This is a genomic window from Aquitalea sp. ASV11 (assembly GCF_016429185.1).
Taxonomy (GTDB): Bacteria; Pseudomonadota; Gammaproteobacteria; order Burkholderiales; family Chromobacteriaceae; genus Aquitalea; species Aquitalea pelogenes.
The window spans coordinates 1-19,327 of record NZ_JAELUD010000044.1 but is presented as its reverse complement, the minus strand read 5'-3'; the positions used below and the strand labels follow the sequence as shown (position 1 = coordinate 19,327).

The 19,327-nt window shown below is 61.3% G+C and carries 16 protein-coding genes; 9 read left to right on the top strand and 7 right to left on the bottom strand.

Translation table 11 applies throughout. The features are described 5' to 3' along the window. Positions 1-4: 4 nt before the first annotated feature. From JHD62_RS14105 to JHD62_RS14095, 3 genes are all read left to right on the top strand, one after another. The gene (locus tag JHD62_RS14105; protein WP_199103419.1) at positions 5-1,762 is read left to right on the top strand and encodes a GMC family oxidoreductase; all 1,758 of its coding nucleotides are present in this window, start codon (positions 5-7) and stop codon (positions 1,760-1,762) included. A 54-nt stretch (positions 1,763-1,816) separates the two neighbouring features. Beyond that, positions 1,817-2,167 carry a cytochrome c family protein gene (locus JHD62_RS14100; protein ID WP_199103418.1) on the top strand — a complete coding sequence of 117 codons (351 nt, stop codon included), beginning with the start codon at positions 1,817-1,819 and terminating at the stop codon, positions 2,165-2,167. Positions 2,168-2,418: 251 nt separating this feature from the next. Then, positions 2,419-4,371, top strand: a complete 1,953-nt coding sequence (locus JHD62_RS14095; protein WP_199103417.1) for an FAD-dependent oxidoreductase — start codon at positions 2,419-2,421, stop codon at positions 4,369-4,371. 20 nt (positions 4,372-4,391) lie between these two features. On the opposite strand, the gene JHD62_RS14090 is transcribed toward JHD62_RS14095, so the two are convergent. From JHD62_RS14090 to JHD62_RS14075, 4 genes are all read right to left on the bottom strand, one after another. Further along, positions 4,392-5,204 carry an FkbM family methyltransferase gene (locus tag JHD62_RS14090; RefSeq protein WP_199103416.1) on the bottom strand — a complete coding sequence of 271 codons (813 nt, stop codon included), beginning with the start codon at positions 5,202-5,204 and terminating at the stop codon, positions 4,392-4,394. A gap of 60 nt (positions 5,205-5,264) precedes the next feature. Then, entirely contained in the window at positions 5,265-5,846 is a 582-nt protein-coding gene (locus JHD62_RS14085) for a TMEM175 family protein (protein WP_045848119.1), read from the bottom strand. A gap of 17 nt (positions 5,847-5,863) precedes the next feature. Next, positions 5,864-6,880 carry a sensor histidine kinase gene (locus JHD62_RS14080; RefSeq protein WP_199103415.1) on the bottom strand — a complete coding sequence of 339 codons (1,017 nt, stop codon included), beginning with the start codon at positions 6,878-6,880 and terminating at the stop codon, positions 5,864-5,866. 72 nt (positions 6,881-6,952) lie between these two features. Continuing rightward, positions 6,953-7,861, bottom strand: a complete 909-nt coding sequence (locus JHD62_RS14075) for a DMT family transporter (RefSeq protein WP_199103414.1) — start codon at positions 7,859-7,861, stop codon at positions 6,953-6,955. 89 nt (positions 7,862-7,950) lie between these two features. On the opposite strand from JHD62_RS14075, the gene JHD62_RS14070 reads away from it, so the two are divergent. From JHD62_RS14070 to JHD62_RS14050, 5 genes are all read left to right on the top strand, one after another. Next, positions 7,951-8,883, top strand: a complete 933-nt coding sequence (locus JHD62_RS14070; protein WP_199103413.1) for a LysR family transcriptional regulator — start codon at positions 7,951-7,953, stop codon at positions 8,881-8,883. 106 nt (positions 8,884-8,989) lie between these two features. After that, entirely contained in the window at positions 8,990-10,372 is a 1,383-nt protein-coding gene (gene argH, locus JHD62_RS14065; RefSeq protein ID WP_062789424.1) for an argininosuccinate lyase, read from the top strand. A 93-nt stretch (positions 10,373-10,465) separates the two neighbouring features. Continuing rightward, on the top strand, positions 10,466-12,052 hold the full coding sequence (locus JHD62_RS14060; protein ID WP_199103412.1) for a cyclic diguanylate phosphodiesterase: 1,587 nt from the start codon (positions 10,466-10,468) through the stop codon (positions 12,050-12,052). A 19-nt stretch (positions 12,053-12,071) separates the two neighbouring features. Further along, complete coding sequence (locus tag JHD62_RS14055) at positions 12,072-12,770, top strand: aspartate/glutamate racemase family protein (RefSeq protein WP_199103411.1); 699 nt, start codon at positions 12,072-12,074, stop codon at positions 12,768-12,770. A gap of 143 nt (positions 12,771-12,913) precedes the next feature. Beyond that, on the top strand, positions 12,914-13,684 hold the full coding sequence (locus tag JHD62_RS14050) for a DeoR/GlpR family DNA-binding transcription regulator (protein WP_045846546.1): 771 nt from the start codon (positions 12,914-12,916) through the stop codon (positions 13,682-13,684). Between the two features lie 221 nt (positions 13,685-13,905). On the opposite strand, the gene JHD62_RS14045 is transcribed toward JHD62_RS14050, so the two are convergent. Then, positions 13,906-15,528, bottom strand: coding sequence for a diguanylate cyclase (locus JHD62_RS14045; RefSeq protein WP_233160946.1), 1,623 nt, complete (start codon positions 15,526-15,528; stop codon positions 13,906-13,908). A 159-nt stretch (positions 15,529-15,687) separates the two neighbouring features. Between JHD62_RS14045 and JHD62_RS14040 the strand changes: the two genes are divergently transcribed. Beyond that, positions 15,688-17,562 carry a ribonuclease catalytic domain-containing protein gene (locus JHD62_RS14040; protein WP_199103410.1) on the top strand — a complete coding sequence of 625 codons (1,875 nt, stop codon included), beginning with the start codon at positions 15,688-15,690 and terminating at the stop codon, positions 17,560-17,562. 73 nt (positions 17,563-17,635) lie between these two features. On the opposite strand, the gene JHD62_RS14035 is transcribed toward JHD62_RS14040, so the two are convergent. Both JHD62_RS14035 and JHD62_RS14030 read right to left on the bottom strand, forming a co-directional pair. Beyond that, the gene (locus JHD62_RS14035) at positions 17,636-18,454 is read right to left on the bottom strand and encodes an HDOD domain-containing protein (protein WP_199103409.1); all 819 of its coding nucleotides are present in this window, start codon (positions 18,452-18,454) and stop codon (positions 17,636-17,638) included. 90 nt (positions 18,455-18,544) lie between these two features. Further along, positions 18,545-19,327, bottom strand: a 783-nt coding sequence (locus JHD62_RS14030; protein ID WP_199103408.1) for an aldo/keto reductase family oxidoreductase, incomplete at its 5' end; no start/stop codon positions are given.

Here is a 19,327-nt window from a genome sequence, read left to right as displayed (position 1 = left end):
TGCCATGAAAACACGTGCAAGCAAAACCGTGGTCATTGTGGGGGGCGGCCTTACCGCCGGCCTGATTGCCCGCCAGCTGACCGCCAAGGGTGTGGAAGTCCTGGTGCTGGAACGCGGCGGCGATCACAGCAAGGGGCCGGAATCCAGCCTGCCCAACCAGCGGGATGAACTGCGCTGGGCCGTGCGGCAGGGGCTGATTCAGGATTGGTCGCGTGAAACCTATACCCTGCGCCATCAGCAAAACCAGACTGCCTTGCCGGTACGCTGGATGGAGTCTTTCCTGCCGGGGCAGGGGTTGGGCGGGGCTGGCAATCACTGGAACGGCCACCTGTGGCGCTGGGCTGAGTACGACCCGCAGCTGCGCAGCCATTTTCTGCAACGCTATGGCAAACAGGCGATTCCGGCGGACATGCCCTTGCAGGACTGGGGGGTGACATATGCCCAGCTGGAGCCGTATCACGACTTGTTCGAGAAACTTTTCGGCGTCTCCGGGCAGGCAGGCAATATTGGCGGCAAGAAACTGCCGGGCGGCAATCCTTTCGAAGCACCGCGCAGCGGGCCTTATCCGCAAGCGCCCTTGCAGGTGCTGGAGTCCGGGCTGGTGTTCAAACAGGCTTGCGAACACTTGGGTTACCACGCCTTTCCGCAGGCTGCGGCCAACTCATCCGGGGCCTATACCAACCCGGATGGACAGAAGCTGGGGCAATGCCAGTATTGCGGTCATTGCGAGAGATTCATCTGCGAAGCCAATGCCAAGGGGTCGCCGCAGGTGTTGCTGTATCCCATGCTGCGCGAGCGCAAGAGCTTTGAAGTGCGGCTCAACACCCAGGTGCTGGGGCTGCGCTACGATGCCGCCGGCAAACGTGCCACCGCAGTGCATTGCCTGGATTTGCTGACCGGCGAGGAATACGAGCAGCCCGCCGAAGTAATCGTGCTGGCGGCCTTTACCATGAGCAATACCCAGTTGCTGCTGCACAGCAAGATTGGCAAACCGTACGACCCGGTCAGCAATACCGGGGTGGTAGGGAAGAACTTCTGCTATCAGGTGAATGCCGGGGTGGATCTGTTCTTCAAGGACAAATGGTTCAACCCCTTCCTAGCCAGCGGCAGTACGCAAATTGTCATTGATGACTTCAATAACGACAATTTCGACCACACCGGCCTGGGCTTTCTCGGCGGTGCCACCATTCAGGCCTACCAGTTCAGCGGACGCCCCATCAAGGGACGACGGGTGCCGGATGGCACGCCGCGCTGGGGCACCGCGTGGAAGCAGGCCAATGCCGACTGGTATGCCCACTCCATGTCCTTGGGCATCGAGGGTAGCTGCTATCCGCACCGTGGCAACTACCTGAGCCTGGACCCGACCTATCGCGATGCCTATGGCCGGCCGCTGATCCGCATGACCTTCGACTGGCGCGACAACGAGCAGAAAATGGCCCGTTTTGTCAGCGGCAAGATGATGGACATCGCCCGGCACTGCGGTGCCGACAAGGTGGGCAGTCTGCAATGTCTGGTCACCCCGTTTGACAGCCGGTTGTACCAGACCACCCACATCGTGGGCGGCACCATCATGGGCGAAACGCCGCATGACAGTGTGGTGTCACCCCATCTGCAACATTGGGACGCCCACAACCTGTTTGTGGTGGGGGCGTCGGTCTATCCGCACAACTCCGGTTACAACCCCACCGGCCCGCTAGGCGCACTCGCCCTGCGGCTGGGGGATGACCTGCAGCGCTATCTGCAGCGGCCGGGCCGTCTGTAACGCCATCTGGCCGCCCGCACGGTGCGGCCTTGTCCACCCCTTGAGGAGATCCCCATGCGTATTTTCTTGTTCGTTGCTGCCTTGCTGCCGGTGTCGGCATTCGCAGCTGGCCCAGCTACGCCGCCCGCTGCTTTTGCCCAGTGTGCCGCCTGTCACAGCGTCACCGGCAGCAATGGTGTTGGCCCCAGCCTGAAAGGCGTGATCGGACGCAAGGTTGGCAGTTATCCGGGCTTTCGTTACAGCCGGGCGATGAAAACCCTGGGCAAGAGCTGGGATAAAACCCTGCTCTCCGCCTATCTGGCCAATCCGCAGCAAACCATTCCGGGTAATGTGATGCCGTTTGCCGGGGTGCCGGATGCCGGCCAGCGCAATGCCATCATCGCTTATCTGTCGACACTGAAATAAACCCGGCCAGTGCACGGGAGGGGGGCGGCGCGCCGTGGACTCGCGTCGGCCACCCCTGGCGGTTGTCTGCCAGTGTGGCAGTTCTGCCGGTCCGGGTAGTCCGGCATGGCCGGACCACCCTGCGTTAGCAGTACTGCTGGTGACCGGCAAGAGGCCCGCCTCCCGCCCATGGGCCAGCAGGCAAGCTCCCGGCTTATGCGGAATATCGGCTGCTGTCTGTTGCCAACCCGCTGTCAGAACCCGGAGTCGCCATGTCCACTGCCTTCCCTCATCTGCTGTCCCCCTTGCGTATCGGCAAGCTGTCCTTGCGCAACCGCATTGTTTCCACCGGGCACGATACCGTGCTGCCGGTTGACTGCCAGGTCAGCCCGGCGCTGATTGCCTATCATGCCGCGCGGGCGCGTGGCGGAGTCGGGCTGATCGTGCTGCAGGTTTCCGGCGTGCATGAAAGCGCGCGTTACACCTCGCACGCGCTGATGGCCACCGACGACAGTTGCATTCCCGGCTATCGTGCGCTGGCCGACGCTGTGCATGCCGCAGGGGCCACGCTGTTTGCCCAGCTGTTTCATCCGGGGCGTGAAATCATGGAAACCGCCGATGGCATGCAGGCAGTGGCGTATTCCGCCTCTGCCGTGCCCAGCGAGCGCTTTCACGTGATGCCGCGCGCCTTGCGTGAAACCGAAATCGCCGCCTTGATTGCCGGTTATGCCGCTGCGGCGCGACGCATCCGCACGGCGGGGCTGGACGGGGTGGAAATCGTCGCCAGCCATGGCTATCTGCCGGTGCAGTTTCTCAACCCGCGGCTGAATCTGCGCACGGACGGCTATGGTGGAAACCTTGACGGCAGGCTGCGTTTTTTGCGCGAGGTGGTGGCGGCCATTCGCGCCACAGTGGATGAAGACTGCGTGGTGGGCTTGCGCATTTCGCTGGACGAGCGCGACAGCGAGGGCCTGCAGGAAGACGAAGCCTTGCAAGCCTGTGTCGCGCTGCAAGAACAGCTGGATTATGTCAGCCTGGTGGCCGGTACCTCGGCCAGCCTGGGTGGCGCGGTGCATATTGCCCCGCCCATGGCGTTTCCGGCGGCTTATCTGGCTACCCCCGCCGGACGTTTCCGCCAGGCGCTGTCCATTCCATTATTGCTGGCTGGCCGCATCAACCAGCCGCAAGAGGCGGAACAACTGCTGGCACGCGGGGTGGTGGACGCCTGCGGCATGACACGGGCGCTGATTTGCGACCCGGAGCTACCCAACAAGGTGGCCAGGCAGCAGCCGGATGCCATCCGCGCCTGCATTGCCTGCAATCAGTCCTGCATCGGACGTTTTCACCGAGGCCTGCCCATTTCCTGCATCCAGAACCCGCTTTCCGGGCGCGAATTGCAGTTCGGCCCGCTGACACCTGCCAGCAAGCCGCGCCGGGTGATGGTGGCGGGGGGCGGTCCGGCCGGCATGCAGGCCGCAGTGATTGCGGCGCAACGCGGCCATCAGGTGAGCTTGTACGAAGCAGCGGCGCAATTGGGCGGGCAGGTACTGCTGGCACAGCAACTGCCGGACCGGGCGGAATTTGGCGGTCTGATCACCAATCTGCAATACGCACTGCGCGAGGCCGGGGTGGAAGTGGTATTGCGGCGTCGGGTGGAGCGGAACCTGGTGCAGCAACAAGCGCCTGACGTGCTGATTCTGGCCTGTGGCGCCACAAAGGCCACACCGCGGCTGGAGGTGGGCGGCAGCCTGCCGGTGCACGACAGCTGGGACGTGTTGCAGGGAGCCCGGGTCGGCGCGCGGGTGGTGGTGAGTGACTGGCGTGCCGACTGGGTGGGGCCGGGGCTGGCCATCCGGCTGGCCGAGGCCGGGCATCGGGTGACACTGGCCGTCAACGCACCGCTGATGGGACAGGCCCTGCCGATGTATGTGCGCGACCAGCTGGCCGCGCGGCTACACCAGTTGCAAGTGGCCATCCTGCCTTATGCACGCTTGTATGGTGTGGATGACCACACTGTTTATTTGCAGCACACCGCCAGCGAGGAAGCCATGCTGTGCGAGGACATCGACAGCCTGGTGCTGTGCCAGCCGCCGCAGCCGGATGACGCATTGCGTCAGCAACTGGACGGGCTGGATCTGGAAGTGCACGCCATTGGCGATTGCCAGACGCCGCGCACCGCCGAAGAGGCCATTTACGAAGCTACCCGGCTGGCCTGGACCTTGTAAGCCGCAACCGGCGCGGCCGCTTATACCAGTTGCAGGCGGCCGCCTTCGTTTTTCAGGTGCGGAATCAGCGCGTCATCCTGATGCACCGCCAGCATGTTGACGCCCGCCGGGAACAGGCGATAACCCAGCGCCTCCAGCCAGGGGCGGATGACCGTCATGTCCGACTTGATGATTTCCATGAAAATCAGCGGCCGGCAGCGGCGGATGGATTGCTCCGCCCCGCGCAGCACCTGTTCCTCCATGCCTTCCACGTCGATCTTGATGAAGTCGATGCGTTGCAGGCCCAGCGAATCCAGGCTGACCAGGTCGATGCGGATGGTGCGGTGCTGGTAGTCCAGCGGCTGACCGATGAATTCATTGCTGGCCGACTGCTGCAATTCCACGCTGCCAAAAGAGCCGGGGCGCAGGTAGTCCGGTTCCGGAATGTCGATCTGCCCGCAGTGCTCGCCCACGGCGGAGTTGAGCGCATTCACGTTCAGGCAGTTGTTGAGGGCGATATTGCCGCACAAGGCGTAGTAGATTTTCTCCTGCGCCTCGAAGGCCACCACATGGCCCCAGGTGTACATGAAACGGGCCATCTCGATGGTATGCACCCCGATATTGGCGCCGCAGTCGATGGCCAGCACGCCTTCGCCCCGGTCGCGCAGGCAGCTGGCCAGCAAGGCCAGCACAAAGTCCACCTCCTCCTGCTCGTAGCCGCTTTGCGTCATCAGCTGATAGCCCACGCCATAGGATTCGCCATCGGACGGGGCAAAGTCGTTGCGGTTGACGATCATGCTGCCGTGATTGGTAGACAGCAACATGAAGGGCGCGGGGCGCGGAATGTTTTTCATGGCAGAAACCCGTCAGGAGAGATAGCGGCGATTATGCCGCACTGCGCCGATGATGACAGATCAATGTTGCTGGCTGGCAGCCTGCTCCATGCGCCGGTCCGGTACCAGCCACCACAGCGCCAGCAGGCCGTATACGGCAGCGCCCAGCCAGCTGGAATAAAACGACAGGCCGATGCCCAGCAGGTAGAACAGCGGCGACAGCCTGCCCTTGCGGTCGCGGCCCAGCGCATGCAGCAGCACCTCGCGGTTACCCGGTACGCACAGCAAGGTACGCTGCATCACATACCAGGCCAGGGCGGACATCAGCAGTACCACGCCATACAGCGCCACCGGCAGGGATTCCATGTGGTTTTCACCCATCCAGCCGGTGACAAAGGGTAGCAGTGACAACCAGAACAGCAGGTGCAGGTTGGCCCACAGCACCCGGCCGTCCACATGACGCACCACATGGTAGAAATGGTGGTGGTTGTTCCAGTAAATGCCCACGTAGACAAAGCTGAGCACATAGCTGAGGAACACCGGCCACAGTGCCGCCAGTGCAGCGAGGCTGCTGTCATGCGGAACCTTGAGTTCCAGCACCATGATGGTGATGATGATGGCAATCACGCCATCGCTGAAGGCTTCCAGCCGGTTCTTGCCCATGTTTGGCTCCGTGGTGGCTAGCGGGAAAAAGGGTTCTGCCCCGCCGGGCTTGCCGGCTGGTAGGGCAGGCGGATCATGGTGTGGTACTGGCCATCGGCCTGGGCCACTTGCAGCGATGCTTCTGCATCGTAAAACAGCGCCAGCCGCTCACGCAGATTATCCAGTGCCATGCGGTTGCCCTGATGGGCGCTGTCCTGCTCAGCGGACAAGGGGTTGCTGACACTCAGCAGTAATTGCCCGCCTTTTACTTCTGCCCGCACCCGGATTTCACCACCCGCGCGGCAACGTTCCACGCCATGATGCACGGCGTTTTCCACCAGCGGTTGCAATAGCAGCGGCGGCAGACCGGCATCCAGCGCAGCATCGATATGCCAGCGTACATTCAGCCGCTCTCCCAGCCGCTCGCTCTCGATGGCCAGATACATGCGCGCCAGCTCGATTTCACGTTCCAGCGTCGAAGTACGGCCGGGGTCGGCCATCTGCGCGCGAAACAGGTCGGCCAGGTTCTCCAGCACCATTTCCGCTTTTTCCGGCCGCGAGCGGATCAGCGCAATCGCCGCGTTCAGGCTGTTGAACAGGAAGTGGGGGCGTATGCGTGCTTGCAGTGCCGCCAGCCGTGCCTCGCCCAGCGCCGGTGACAGGGCACGCTGGCGCAGGCTGAAGTAATGCAGCAGCAGCAGGGACAGCAGCCCGGCCAGCAGCGGGCGCTCCAGCCGGGGCAGCTCCAGCGGATTGAGCAGCCGGTCCTGCAGCACGACACACAACATGCTGATGACCATCACCAGCAGGCTGGCATGGCGCTGTCGGCCAAGCCAGGGTGACAGGGCACCCAGCAGGCCCAGGCCGAGCAGCATGGACGGCTCGGCCCAGCTGGCACCTGCTAGCAGGCGCAGCCACCAGCCATCCCCATCGCTCTGGTACAAGGTGCAGATCAGCAACAGCAGGTTAAGCAGCAGCAGGATGCGCAGCATCACCCCCAGATTGCGGAAATCCGGAATGGCAAAAACCGTGTGTGGCCGACGGTGCTGATCCATGTGCAGTCATTGGGTAGAGTGGAATTGCATCATAGCAAGCTGCCGGTGCGGCGGGCGAGCCAGCTCGGCGGCTCAGGCGCTGGCCAGCTGCATGCGGCGGCGCGGACGTACGGCCCACAGGCTGGCGGCCACCATCAGGCCACCCCCCAGCCAGCTGGCCACGGAAAGTGATTCACCCAGCCACAACACGGCAAAGGCGGCACCGAACACCGGTTCGCTGCCGGTTAGCAGTGCAACCCGGGTGGCACTGCTGTGCCGCAAGGCGTAGTTCATGGCAAAAAAGGCAAACAGGGTGCATAACAGCACCAGATAGAGGGTATTGCCCCAGAAGGCCAGCGCGGTGGGCAGCGCGGGCAAGCCTCCCTGCATGCTGGCCAGCAGCAGGCAAGAGAGGCAGATCACCAGGCTTTGCAAGCCAGTCAGCGCCAGCGTGGCCACTGGCTTGTTGGCAGTCAGTTTGCGGGTGAGGCAGCTCATCACCGCGCGCAGCAAGGCCGCCAGCAACATCAGCACATCACCGGCATTCAGTTGCAGCTGTGTGGCACCACTGAGCAGCCAGGCACCCAGCAGTGATGCCGCAGCGGCCAGCAGCGCATCGGCAACAGGCTTTTGCCCCAGCAGCCACCATTCGGCAAAGGGTGTCAGCACCAGGCACAGGCTGATCAGGAAGGCGGCATTGGCGGCACTGGTATGGGCCACGCCAACGGTCTCGCACAGGAAAATCGCCAGCAAACCGATGCCCAATGGCAAGGCCGCCTGCAGGGTGGCGCGCCGGACGGCAACATCGGCCAGTGCCCGCAGGGCGGGCAGCAGCAGTATGAAGGTCAGGCCGAAGCGTAGCGCCAGCAGGCCGAGGACGGGATAAAACAGCAAGGCTTGCTTGGCCAGGCCATAGCTGCTGCCCCACACCATGGCTACCAGTAGCAGGAGCAGATCCGGCAGGAGGGGATAACGTTGATGCAAGGGGTGCTGGGCGGGCATGACAGGCTTTCGCGGGAGGGCAATGGCTGAATTATCATTGCTGTGTCTGGTATTGATAATATCCAGTTTTGGAACAGGAATTGTGCTGCATGGGAACAAATAAACTGATAGGCCTGTTGCCTGACATGGCGGTGTTTGCCCTGGTGGTGGAGCGTGGCAGCTTTTCCGCCGCTGCGCGGCAACTGGGCATGACCCCGTCGGCCATCAGCCGCCAGGTGGCCCGGCTGGAAGCCGCTCTGGGCGTGCGTTTGCTGGAGCGCAGTACCCGACAGTTACGGCTGACCGAGGCCGGAGACGCCACTTTGCAGCGCTGTCGCAGCATGCTGGATGCCGCTGATGAAGCAGTGCAGCTGGCCCAGCAGCAACATGCCCGGCCACAGGGTACGGTGCGGGTCAGCATGCCCAAGGCCTTTGGCCGCTTTGTGGTGGCGCCGCTAATTCCGGCCTTCCTGGCGGCTTATCCACAGGTGAATGTGGAGCTGTTCATCAGCGACCGCGATGTCGACCCGCTGGCCGAGGGGCTGGACTTCACCATCCGTGCCACCGACACCCCGCCGCCCGGCATGGCCGGCCGACCGCTGATGCCAATACGCCAGTTGCTGTGCGCATCGCCGCAGTACCTGGCAAGCCATGGACGGCCCGGCCATCCTCGCGAGCTGGCAAATCATTTGTGCCTGTATCTGGCCGAACATGCCGGGGACAAGCGCTGGCAATTGCGGCGTGGCAATGAGCAACTGAGCGTGACAGTGCAAGGCCGTTATGCCACCAATCACAGCGAGTTGCGCTTGCAAGGCGTGTTGAACCATCTGGGCATTGCGCCGCTGCCGCACTTTACCGCGCAGGCGGTATTGGCAGCCGGGCAGATAGAAACCGTGCTGGATGACTGGGAGTTCACCACCGCCTATCGCGGCATGGCCTGGCTGCTTTATCCGCCCAACCGCTATCTGCCACCCAAGGTGCGGGTGCTGATCGACTATCTGGCCGACTGTCTGGCTGATCAAACCACACCCATGACACGGTAATGCCACAGCCGGGCCAAAGCCGGCTCGCCCTCGGGGGTGGCTTTCCCTATAATTGCCGCTGCTGCCTACGGGCAGCCCAAGACAATCACCGCAGGGAACCATCGAGATGCAAGAAAGCCATGCCTGGTCCGGTCGCTTCAGCGAACCGGTTTCCGAACTCGTCAAGAAATACACCGCCTCCATCGACTTCGACAAGCGACTGGCCGAATTCGACATCGAAGGCTCGCTGGCTCACGCCACCATGCTGAACAAGGCAGGCGTGCTGTCCGACGACGACGTGGCGGCAATCCGACGTGGCATGGCCGAAATCCTGGATGACATCCGCGCTGGCCGACTGGAGTGGAGTGTGGATCTGGAAGACGTGCACATGAATGTGGAACGTCGCCTGACCGACAAGATCGGCGATGCCGGCAAACGCCTGCACACCGGCCGTTCGCGTAACGACCAGGTGGCTACCGACATCCGCCTGTGGCTGCGTGCACAGATCGACGCCATCGTCGGCTTCATTGCCGAACTGCAAACCAGCCTGCTGGAACTGGCCGAAAAACACGCCGACACCGTGATGCCGGGCTTCACCCACCTGCAAGTGGCCCAGCCGGTGACCTTTGGCCACCATATGCTGGCCTATGTGGAAATGCTGGCGCGCGATGCAGAACGCATGACCGACTGCCGCAAGCGCGTCAACCGCCTGCCGCTGGGCGCGGCCGCCCTGGCCGGCACCACCTTCCCCATCGACCGTCATTACACTGCGCAACTACTGGGTTTTGACGATGTCTGCCACAACTCGCTGGACGCGGTGTCCGACCGTGACTTCGCCATCGAATTCACTGCTGCTGCCAGCCTGGTGATGGTGCACCTGAGCCGCCTGTCCGAAGAGCTGATCCTGTGGATGAGCCCGCGCGTCGGCTTCATCGACATTGCCGACCGCTTCTGCACCGGCAGCTCCATCATGCCGCAGAAGAAAAACCCGGACGTGCCGGAACTGGTACGTGGCAAATCCGGCCGCGTGGTGGGCCACCTGATTGCGCTGGTCACCCTGATGAAGGCGCAGCCGCTGGCCTACAACAAGGACAACCAGGAAGACAAGGAACCCTTGTTCGACACCGTGGACACCCTGATCGACACCTTGCGCATCTACGCCGACATGATGCGTGGCGTCACCGTGAAGCCGGAAGCCATGCGCGCTGCCGTGCTGCAGGGCTTTGCCACCGCCACCGACCTGGCCGACTACCTGGTGAAGAAGGGCCTGCCTTTCCGCGACAGCCACGAAGTGGTGGCGCTGAGCGTGCGCTACGCCGAAGGCCGTGGCGTGGATCTGGCCGATCTGTCGCTGGATGAACTCAAACAGTTCAGCCAGCTGATCGAGCAGGACATCTACCAGGTACTGACCCCGGAAGGCAGCCTGGCCCAGCGCGACCACGTGGGCGGCACCGCGCCGAACCAGGTGCGTGCCCAGATTGCCCGCCACAAGGCAAGACTGGCAAGTTGATCAGTTAACGCCGTTCCAGACCAAACCGCCGCTCTCGGCGGTTTTTTATTGGCCTACAGTGTCAGCTGTGATCAGCTTCTCTGGAAGATTGCCGTGCAATTACCTTCGCTAGAGCCACTGGGACGCAGCCAGCGCATCATGCTGACCATGCTGCCCGGACTGGCGCTGTTCATGCTGGGCGGCCTGTTGATGCTCTACCAGTTCTACTCGGGTATCCAGTCGGCACTGGAAAGCCAGCTGGCTTACAAGCTGGAAAAAATCGAGCAGATTCTCGATCAGGCACAAAGCACGGGCGAGGCCATGTTGCAGAAGCCGGATCTGGAATGTCGCAACATTTATCCGGAAATCCGCCGACAGGTCACCACCCAGTCCTACGTCCGCTCGATGCGGCTGATTGATCAGGATGGCCGGGTGTATTGCGACTCGGTGATTGGCTGGCATTCGCCCGCCTATTCGCAGGAATACCCGAACCAGACCCGGCTGCTGCTATTGCCGGGAAACCGCCTGTCGCCCTGGCATCCCTTGCTGATGCTGTGGCTGGACGCCAAGCGGCACGATGTCCACGCCATCCAGCTTACCGTGGACAGTGATTATCTCAAGGACAGGCTGGCGCACCATGAACAGAACACCTGGTTTTACCTGCAGGTTGGCGAGCGCTGGCTGGACGAACATGGGGGGATGACATCTCCACCGCAACGTCGTCACTGGCAGCAACGTTATCTTAGTTCAGGGCGTTATCCGCTATCCATCGTCATGGATTACTCCATGCCGTGGATGGTGCTGGAACGGGTGAAGCAGGAGCCGGATCAACTGGCTTTGCTCTTGTTGTTCAGCGCCAGTTTCAGCTGGGGGTTTCATCGTCTGTTGCTGCGTAACGGCGCGCCCAGCCGGGAATTGCAACGTGCGGTGCGCGAACGGGAATTCATTCCCTACCTGCAACCGCTGATTGATGCCGAGCATTTGCAGTGGCGCGGGGTGGAGGTGCTGATGCGCTGGCACCACCCGGTAGATGGTATCGTGCTGCCCGATCTCTTCATTCCGTTTGCCGAAAATACCGGTCATATCGTGGCCATGACCCGCTCACTGATGCAGCAGACAGCCGAACAGTTAAAAGACTGTCCCTTGCCACCCGGTTTCCAGATCAGCATCAATGTCAGTGCCACGCATATCGAAGCAGGTAGCCTGCCGGCCGATTGTGCTGCCTTTTTGTCGGTTTTTGCGCCGGGCAGCATCGTGCTGACCCTGGAATTGACCGAACGCGAGCTGATCAAGACCGGCCCGCAAACCGATGCCCAGCTACAAAAACTGCATGATATGGGCGTGCGTATTGCCATCGACGATTTTGGCACCGGGCATTCCAGCCTGTCCTATCTGCAAAAGCTGGATGTGGACGAACTGAAAATCGACCGCAGTTTTGTGGCCGGCATCGGCAGTGACAGCCTGTCGGCCGATATCCTGGACAGCATCTTGCAGCTGGCTGCCAAGCTGGGACTGGCCGTGGTGGCCGAAGGCGTGGAAACCCTGCAACAGGAAGATTATCTGCGCAGTCATGGCGCGCATTTGCTGCAAGGCTATCGCTATGCCAGGGCGATGCCGATTGCCGAGTTCCTGCATCGTCCCGAATGGCATAATGATGCCTCTCCGTTCCTGACCAAGGCCAGGGCCGACGCACACTCCTGAGTAGAGGCAAAGCAGCAAGATGAAAGCAGCCGTCATCGGCATTGCCGGCGTAACCGTTCCCGGTGCGCTGGACTGCCTGTCCAAAATGCATCAACTTTCCGCCCTGATGTGTGGCGGTCACCATCATCACCCCCGCTTCGTGCTGGACCAGCCAGACTTTGGCGTGGTGCATGCCGCCCAGTTGCAAGAGCGCTGGGATATTGTCGAGGACTCCATTGTCGGCTCCTTGCAGCGGCTGGCAGCAGCCGGTGCCCAGGTGGCGGTGATTCCGGCCAATACCGTGCATTGCTGTATTGATGGCATTCGCCGCCGTGCGCCCTTGCCGCTCATCAGCATGCTGGATGTGGTTGCGGCAGAGTGCCGGCAGCGTGGCCTGCGCCGGGTCGGCGTATTGGGTACCCGCTGGACCATGCAGTCCCATCTGTACCGTGCACCGTTGGCAGCCGTGGGGGTGGAGGAGTGGATTCCGGATGAAGCAGGCCAGGCCATTGTGCAGCGGGTGATTTTTGAAGAGCTGGTTCCCAATGGCAGCGTAAGTGGCGATAGCCTGCAGCAATTATTACAGGTGGTGGCGGACTTGCGGGCGGCAGGTTGCGATGGTGTGGCGCTGGCCTGCACCGAGTTGCCGCTGGTACTGGATGAGGCCAATTGCGGCATGGCAGCGGTGGATACCACCGCAGTGCTGGCGCGGGCAGCCATGCAACAGGTTCTGGCCTGAAGCATGCCGGGCCTGCACTTGTTGCAGGCCCGGTGGCTTTTGCCGTCGGCTTGCGGCGGGTCAAGGGCGGATTGGTGCTAGCATTTGCCCTACTACCAGAAAATATGTTAGTAACTAAACATGATTTTCGGAATCGAATCCCTATGAGCCGCTCACCCCGTCACGACAAGATTCTGCAGCTGGTCCGCGAAAATGGCTTCATGCCGATCGAAGAACTGGCCAGACTGCTCGATGTCACGCCGCAAACCATCCGCCGCGACATCAACCAGCTGTGTGAAGAAAATTTGCTGCGCCGTTATCACGGTGGTGCTGCCCTGGGCAGCAGCGTGGAGAACGAGGATTACTTTGCGCGCAAAGGAAAATTCCAGAGCGAAAAGGCACATATTGCCGACATGATTGCCGGCAGCATTCCGGACCATGCCTCGCTGTTCATGAGCATCGGTACCACCATCGAAGCGGTGGCCCAGGCGCTCACCATCACCCACAAGGGTTTGCGAGTCATCACCAACAATATCCATGTGGCGTCCATCATGTCGGCCAATCCGGATTTCACCGTGATGATCACCTCCGGCGTGGTGCGCGCCAGTGATGGCGGCATTACCGGGGTAGCCACACTGGACTTCATCAACCAGTTCAAGGTGGATTACGCCATCATCGGCGTGTCCGGTATCGAGACCGATGGCTCGCTGCTGGATTTCGATTACCGCGAAGTGCGGGTGGCGCAGGCGATGATGTCCAATGCCCGTCACCGTTACCTGGCTGCCGACCACAGCAAGTTTGGCCGCAATGCGCTGGTGCGCATGGGACATATCAGCGAATTCCACACCGTGTTCACCGATGCCGAGCCGCCGGAGTCGCTGGCCAAGCTGCTGGAAGAACACAATGTAAGGCTGATTCTGGCCGATGCAGTCTGACATTCAGCCAAGACTGTATTGATAATCTCCTCTCGCTTTCAGAAAGGAAAGCGAGGCTCCCAACTTTAATTGGCTGGGCAAGGGCGGGGGGAAAGGGGAATAGATGGGAAGGCTGCGGAATCCAAGAGTTAGTTGAAAGGCCCGGCTTTGCCGGGTCCAGTACAAGCGCACCAAATAACCTTGTCAGCAGCCTGACGCCCGCACTGCGGGCGTTTTTGCTGTCAGCCCTCGGCTGGCACATCCACCCTGGGCAGCGCATAGGCCTGCACACGGTTGCGGCCCAGATGCTTGGCCTGATACAGCATGTCGTCCGCCTGTTGTACCAGGGTGGTGGTGTCGTCAGCCGTAGCCAGCGAGCTGATACCCACGCTGAAGGTCTGGCGGAAGGTACGCTGGTTACTGAACTGGTCGATCTGCACGAATGCCTGCCGCAGGGCTTCCATTACCTGCAGGGCATCTTCCTGACGGGTGCCTGGCAACACGATGGCAAACTCTTCGCCACCGTAACGGCTGATCAGGTCGGAGCGGCGCAGCCTCTCTTTCAGGAAGCGGGCCAGGTTGACCAGTACTTCATCACCTGCCGGATGGCCGTAGGTATCGTTGACCACCTTGAAATGGTCGAGGTCCAGCATTACCAGCGACAAGGCACGCTGGTCCCGTCTGGCGCGCAGTACTTCGTATTCCAGCTGGGCATACAGATGGGAGTGGTTGAGCAGGCCGGTCAGGCTGTCGTTGATGATGTAGGAGCGCAGCTTGCGGTAACGCCGGGCACGGTTGATCACCGTTACCACCAGTTCTTCCGGGGCCACCGGCTTGGTGAGAAAACCGTCAATGCCCAGCGTCAGCGTATCCAGCTGGATGGACTGCCGTTTTTCCACCGACAGGAACAGGATGGGAATGCCATCCAGCAAGCGTTGCTGGCGGATGATCTGTGCCAGCTCCATGCCATTGCAGCCCGGCATGTACATATCCATCAGGATCAGGTCCGGGCGGAACTGCACGATGCCATCCAGCACCCGGGCAGGCTCGGTGACCTGCAGGGTGTCAACACCATGCTGACCAAGCACGCTGGCGTACAGGCCGGCCAGCGAGGCCATGTCTTCCACAATCATCACCCGCAGCGGGTCGCGTTTTTCACCCAGGTCGCCAAAGTTCAGGCTGTCTATCAGCTCGTGTGCCAGCACCGGCCAGCCCAGAAAACCGGAGCCACCGGCGCGCACCGCCTGCAAACGGGCATCAAAATCAATGCGTGGCGAACAGAACAGCAAGGGACACAGGCCACGCAAGGTATCAGCCAGGGTGAAAATGGGGTCGCTGGCGGCAAAGTCGGTATAGGCCACCACCGCTGCCGGTTTGGCCTCGTTCAGTGCCTGCGCCAGCCGTGATGCCTGGTACATCACCCGCACTACAAAACCATAGCAGCTTAATTGCTCGCTCAAGCTGGCCGACTCCTCGCTTTCCTGCATCCACAGGTACAGCAGATGTGGCCCGGGCTGGCTCAAGCCCGTGTTGTTCTGTTCGGGTACGGTCTGCCGGTCGGACATCATCGCCAGCTGGCTGACAATGCCCAGGTGGTGGCGCAGTTCGTTGTAGCGTTCCGGTTCACTCGGGCTGGCATCGTTCTGCAGCAACCAGTGCTGTAGCAGATTGCGCAATGCGGTGCATTCGCTGTGCAGGGGCAATGCCTGTTCCGTGTCGATGTGGCGTTCCAGATTGTTCAGCAGTGCCAGCAGGTGTGCAGCCAGCGAACGGTCCCAGCGCATCACCAGCATGTGGCCGATGCGATCGATTTCACGTGCAGCGTGTTCTCTTGCCGAGTGGTGTAGGTTGTTTGCCAGCTTCATAGTGTTATCCGTTATTCAGACGTGGGCGAGGTCTGTGCGACAGCCTGGCGGTACAGCAGTGCTGTGCAAACATGGGCAAGGCTCAAGGCATTGCAAAGGAAAGCAGTGCCTGAATGCTCAATGTTATAATTCTGGCTTGATGAATCAGTTGGCGCGCAAATGAACGTATTTTACGAAGAAAGCGGTTCCTTCAAGGTTGGCACCATTGTGTCCCGTGCCGATGCCAGCTTGCAGGTAGATACGCTGCATGGCAAGCGAGCCAAGATCAAATCAAGCAATGTTTTTCTCGAGTTTAGCTCGACTCTGGCAGATTTTCTTCCTGCTGCAGAAAAAATGGCTGATGAGATCGATCTGGATTTCCTGTGGGAATGCAGCCCGGAAGATGAGTTCGAGCACGATGTGCTGGCAGCCGATTACTGGGGGCATGCCCCCTCGGCACTGGAGAGTGCTGCCATCATCCTGCGCGTGTTCGGTGCCCCGATGTATTTCTACAAAAAAGGCAAGGGCCGCTATAAAAAAGCCCCGGAAGAAGCACTGAAAGCCGCCCTGGCTGGTATCGAGCGCAAAAAGCGCGAGCAAGAGCAGATTGATGGCTGGGTGGCCGAGCTGAAGGCCGGTACCCTGCCTGAGGCCATCCGCAGCCAGTTGATGACCTTGCTGTGGAAGCCGGACAAGAACACGCTGGAATTCAAGGCCTTCGACCAGGCCGCGCGCGAGCTGAACCAGCCGCCGCTGAAACTGGCACAAAGCGTGGGCGGCATCAGTTCGGTGCCGGACTACCTGATGGCCGGTTTCCTGATGGAGTACTTTCCCATGGGCAGCGGTTTTGGCAAATATGCCCCGCCGCTGCTGCCGGAAGAACTGCCGCTCTCCGAGGTGGCGGCTTTCTCCATTGATGACGCCAACACCACCGAAATCGACGATGCGTTGTCGGTAGTCGACCTGCCGGACGGCAACAAGCGTGTGGGCATCCATATTGCTGCCCCTACACTTGGCGTGCCGGTGGATTCGGACATCGAAAAACTGGTATGGGGCCGCCTGTCCACCGTGTATTTCCCCGGTGGCAAGATCACCATGTTGCCGGACGACGTGGTGCAGGCCTTTACCTTGCAGGAAGGGCAGGACTGCCCGGCGCTCAGCCTGTATGTGGACGTTACGCCGGACTTCGAACCGGTGGCCTACGAAAGCCGTATCGAACGGGTGCGCATTGCGGCCAACCTGCGTCATGCCGAGCTGGAACAGCAGTTCAACGAAGACACCCTGCTGAACGATCCGGGTGTGGATTACCCGTTCAAGCGTGAGCTGACCTGGCTGTGGCACTTTGCCAATGCACTGGAAAAACGCCGTGGCAAGTACGACCCCACCCGTCCGGTGCAGATGGACTACAACTTTGATGTGGTCGATGGCAAGGTACTGATCACCCTGCGCAAGCGTGGTGCCCCCATGGACAAGCTGGTGTCGGAACTGATGATTCTGGCCAACAGTGAATGGGGCCGCATGCTGGCCGAAGCGGATATCCCGGCCATGTATCGCGCCCAGAGCATGGGCAAGGTCCGCATGACCACCCGCCCCGAGCCGCATATCGGCCTGGGCGTGGCGCAATATGCCTGGGCCACCTCGCCGCTGCGCCGTGCCACCGACTTCGTCAACCAGCGCCAGCTCACGGCGATGATTCGTGGCGAGAAGCCGCAGTTCGAGCAAGGCAATGCCATGCTGTTTGCCCTGCTGCGCGATTTTGACACCACCTATTCCGCCTATCTGGGTTTCCAGGACAAGCTGGAACACTTCTGGTGCCTGCGCTGGTTTACCCAGGAAGGTGTCAGCAATGTCACCGCCACCTTCATCAAGGAAGACCTGGTACGTATCGACGGTCTGCCGATGCGGGTACGCATTCCGGGCCTGCCGGAACTGGCGCGTGGCGACCGTATCCAGCTGAGTGTGATCCGCATCGACGAACTGATGGCCGAGATCGAATTCCGCTTTGTCGGGGTGGTGGGCCATGTCGAGGCTTCCAGCGAGGAAGAAGAAGGCTGAGGCTTGGCCCCGTCGGGTATGAAAGCAAAAGGCTGCCTGCGGGCAGCCTTTTTTTGGGACAGCGAAGTCTGTCTCAGAACATGTCGTCGATGCCGTTGCAGGCCTCTTTCAGATCACCAATGGCACCGGTCAGCGCATCACGGTCGATGCCCAGTTTGTCCACCACGCTCCAGGGCAGTGTGGTCAGCATGTCGCTTTCGCTCATGTCGTGATTGAAGCCGGCCACCATATAGGCCGACAGGCCAATCACGATGGCAAAGCGCGAGACATCGCCCAGCAGGTCGTGCTGATCGCGAATGGCTTGCTGGATGTCGTCCGGGAAATTCCAGCGCCGGGCCAGCTCGGCACCCACTTCGGTCAGGTCCACGCCCAGCAACATGCGTTCGGTGGCCACCCGGTCTGCGCCGCCCGCCACAATCTTGTCGATCTGCACCGCCTGCTGCGGCATCGCCACATGCAGCACCAGTTCGCCGATATTCGACAGCAGGCCACAGGTATAACCCAGCTGGGCATCCAGCCTGGCCAGTTTGGCCAGCCGCTTGGCGGTATTGGCCATGGCAAAGCTGCGCTGCCAGAAGCCTTTCATGTCAAAGCCCGGTATGCCGGCGGTGGCACCGGTAATGCCGGAGGCGATAACCAGAATGCGCAGGTTGTCAAAGCCCAGCAGTACTACCGCATCGTCCAGTGAACCTACGCGACGGCTGCCACCAAAGCGCGCGGTATTGGCCAGCCGCAGCACACGGGCGGTCAGCACCTGATCGTGCCCGACCTTGTCGCTGATTTCATCAATATTGATATCGGTCTTGTGAAAGCTTTCAATCAGCTCCTGCACCACCTTGGGTACCATCGGCAACCGTCCGGATGCCTGCTCGAAAAGTTCAGCCACTTGCATGCCATATCCCCTTTGTCATTGTCCCGCTTATTGAGCTTAGGTGAAGTGTTGCAGAAAAAAAGGCCAAAAAGGCCGATCTGGCACAAGCAGTCAGGCGACTGGCTGGCCGTGGGCCGCTTCCAGCAGGGCAAACCATTGCTGGCGGTCCAGTTGCAGGCGGCAGGCAGCAGCTGCTTCATCCAGCGAAGCCAGGCGGCGCGAGCCGGAAATGGGGATGGGGCGGGCCGGGTGGCGCATCAGCCAGGCCAGCGCCAGCGTGGCGGGAGTGACCGCCAGCTCGGCTGCCATCTGCTGCAGGGCTGCGTGCAATGCCGGGTGGGCTGCAGGCTGTAACAGACGGCCTCCCGCCAGCGGCGACCACACCATGGGCCGGATGCCAGCTTGCAGGCACTGGTCAAACGTACCGTCGAACAGGGGCGCGCCATGCAGCAGCGAGGCTTCCACCTGATTGGTGAGCAAGGCTGTGCGCGACGAGAGCAGGGCAAACTGGCTGGGACTGAAGTTGGATACGCCAAAATGCCGCACCTTGCCGCAGGCCTTGAGGCTGGCAAAGGTGTCTGCCACTTCGTCCGGGTCCAGCAGCGGGTCCGGGCGGTGAATCAGCAGCAGGTCCAGATAGTCCGTGCCCAGGTTCTGCAAGGAAGCATCCACCGAGGCCAGGATATGCGCGCGGCTGCTGTCGTAGTGCTTTACCTGCCAGCCACGGCTGGCATCTGCCGGCTTGATGCCGCATTTGCTCACCAGCTGGATGTGCTCGCGCTGGCCGGGGTTGGCCTTCAGCCACTGGCCGAACAGCGCCTCGCAGCGAAAGCCGCCGTACAGGTCGGCATGGTCGAAAGTGGTGATGCCAAGCTGGATGGCGTGCTCCACCCA

What these genes read in the sequence shown, in the direction of transcription:
- JHD62_RS14105 (WP_199103419.1), top strand. Translation starts at nt 5, where the DNA reads ATGAAAACACGTGCAAGCAAAACCGTGGTCATTGTGGGGGGCGGCCTT.
- JHD62_RS14100 (WP_199103418.1), top strand. Translation starts at nt 1,817, where the DNA reads ATGCGTATTTTCTTGTTCGTTGCTGCCTTGCTGCCGGTGTCGGCATTC.
- JHD62_RS14095 (WP_199103417.1), top strand. Translation starts at nt 2,419, where the DNA reads ATGTCCACTGCCTTCCCTCATCTGCTGTCCCCCTTGCGTATCGGCAAG.
- JHD62_RS14090 (WP_199103416.1), bottom strand. Translation starts at nt 5,204, where the DNA reads ATGAAAAACATTCCGCGCCCCGCGCCCTTCATGTTGCTGTCTACCAAT.
- JHD62_RS14085 (WP_045848119.1), bottom strand. Translation starts at nt 5,846, where the DNA reads ATGGGCAAGAACCGGCTGGAAGCCTTCAGCGATGGCGTGATTGCCATC.
- JHD62_RS14080 (WP_199103415.1), bottom strand. Translation starts at nt 6,880, where the DNA reads ATGGATCAGCACCGTCGGCCACACACGGTTTTTGCCATTCCGGATTTC.
- JHD62_RS14075 (WP_199103414.1), bottom strand. Translation starts at nt 7,861, where the DNA reads ATGCCCGCCCAGCACCCCTTGCATCAACGTTATCCCCTCCTGCCGGAT.
- JHD62_RS14070 (WP_199103413.1), top strand. Translation starts at nt 7,951, where the DNA reads ATGGGAACAAATAAACTGATAGGCCTGTTGCCTGACATGGCGGTGTTT.
- argH (WP_062789424.1), top strand. Translation starts at nt 8,990, where the DNA reads ATGCAAGAAAGCCATGCCTGGTCCGGTCGCTTCAGCGAACCGGTTTCC.
- JHD62_RS14055 (WP_199103411.1), top strand. Translation starts at nt 12,072, where the DNA reads ATGAAAGCAGCCGTCATCGGCATTGCCGGCGTAACCGTTCCCGGTGCG.
- JHD62_RS14050 (WP_045846546.1), top strand. Translation starts at nt 12,914, where the DNA reads ATGAGCCGCTCACCCCGTCACGACAAGATTCTGCAGCTGGTCCGCGAA.
- JHD62_RS14045 (WP_233160946.1), bottom strand. Translation starts at nt 15,528, where the DNA reads ATGAAGCTGGCAAACAACCTACACCACTCGGCAAGAGAACACGCTGCA.
- JHD62_RS14040 (WP_199103410.1), top strand. Translation starts at nt 15,688, where the DNA reads ATGAACGTATTTTACGAAGAAAGCGGTTCCTTCAAGGTTGGCACCATT.
- JHD62_RS14035 (WP_199103409.1), bottom strand. Translation starts at nt 18,454, where the DNA reads ATGCAAGTGGCTGAACTTTTCGAGCAGGCATCCGGACGGTTGCCGATG.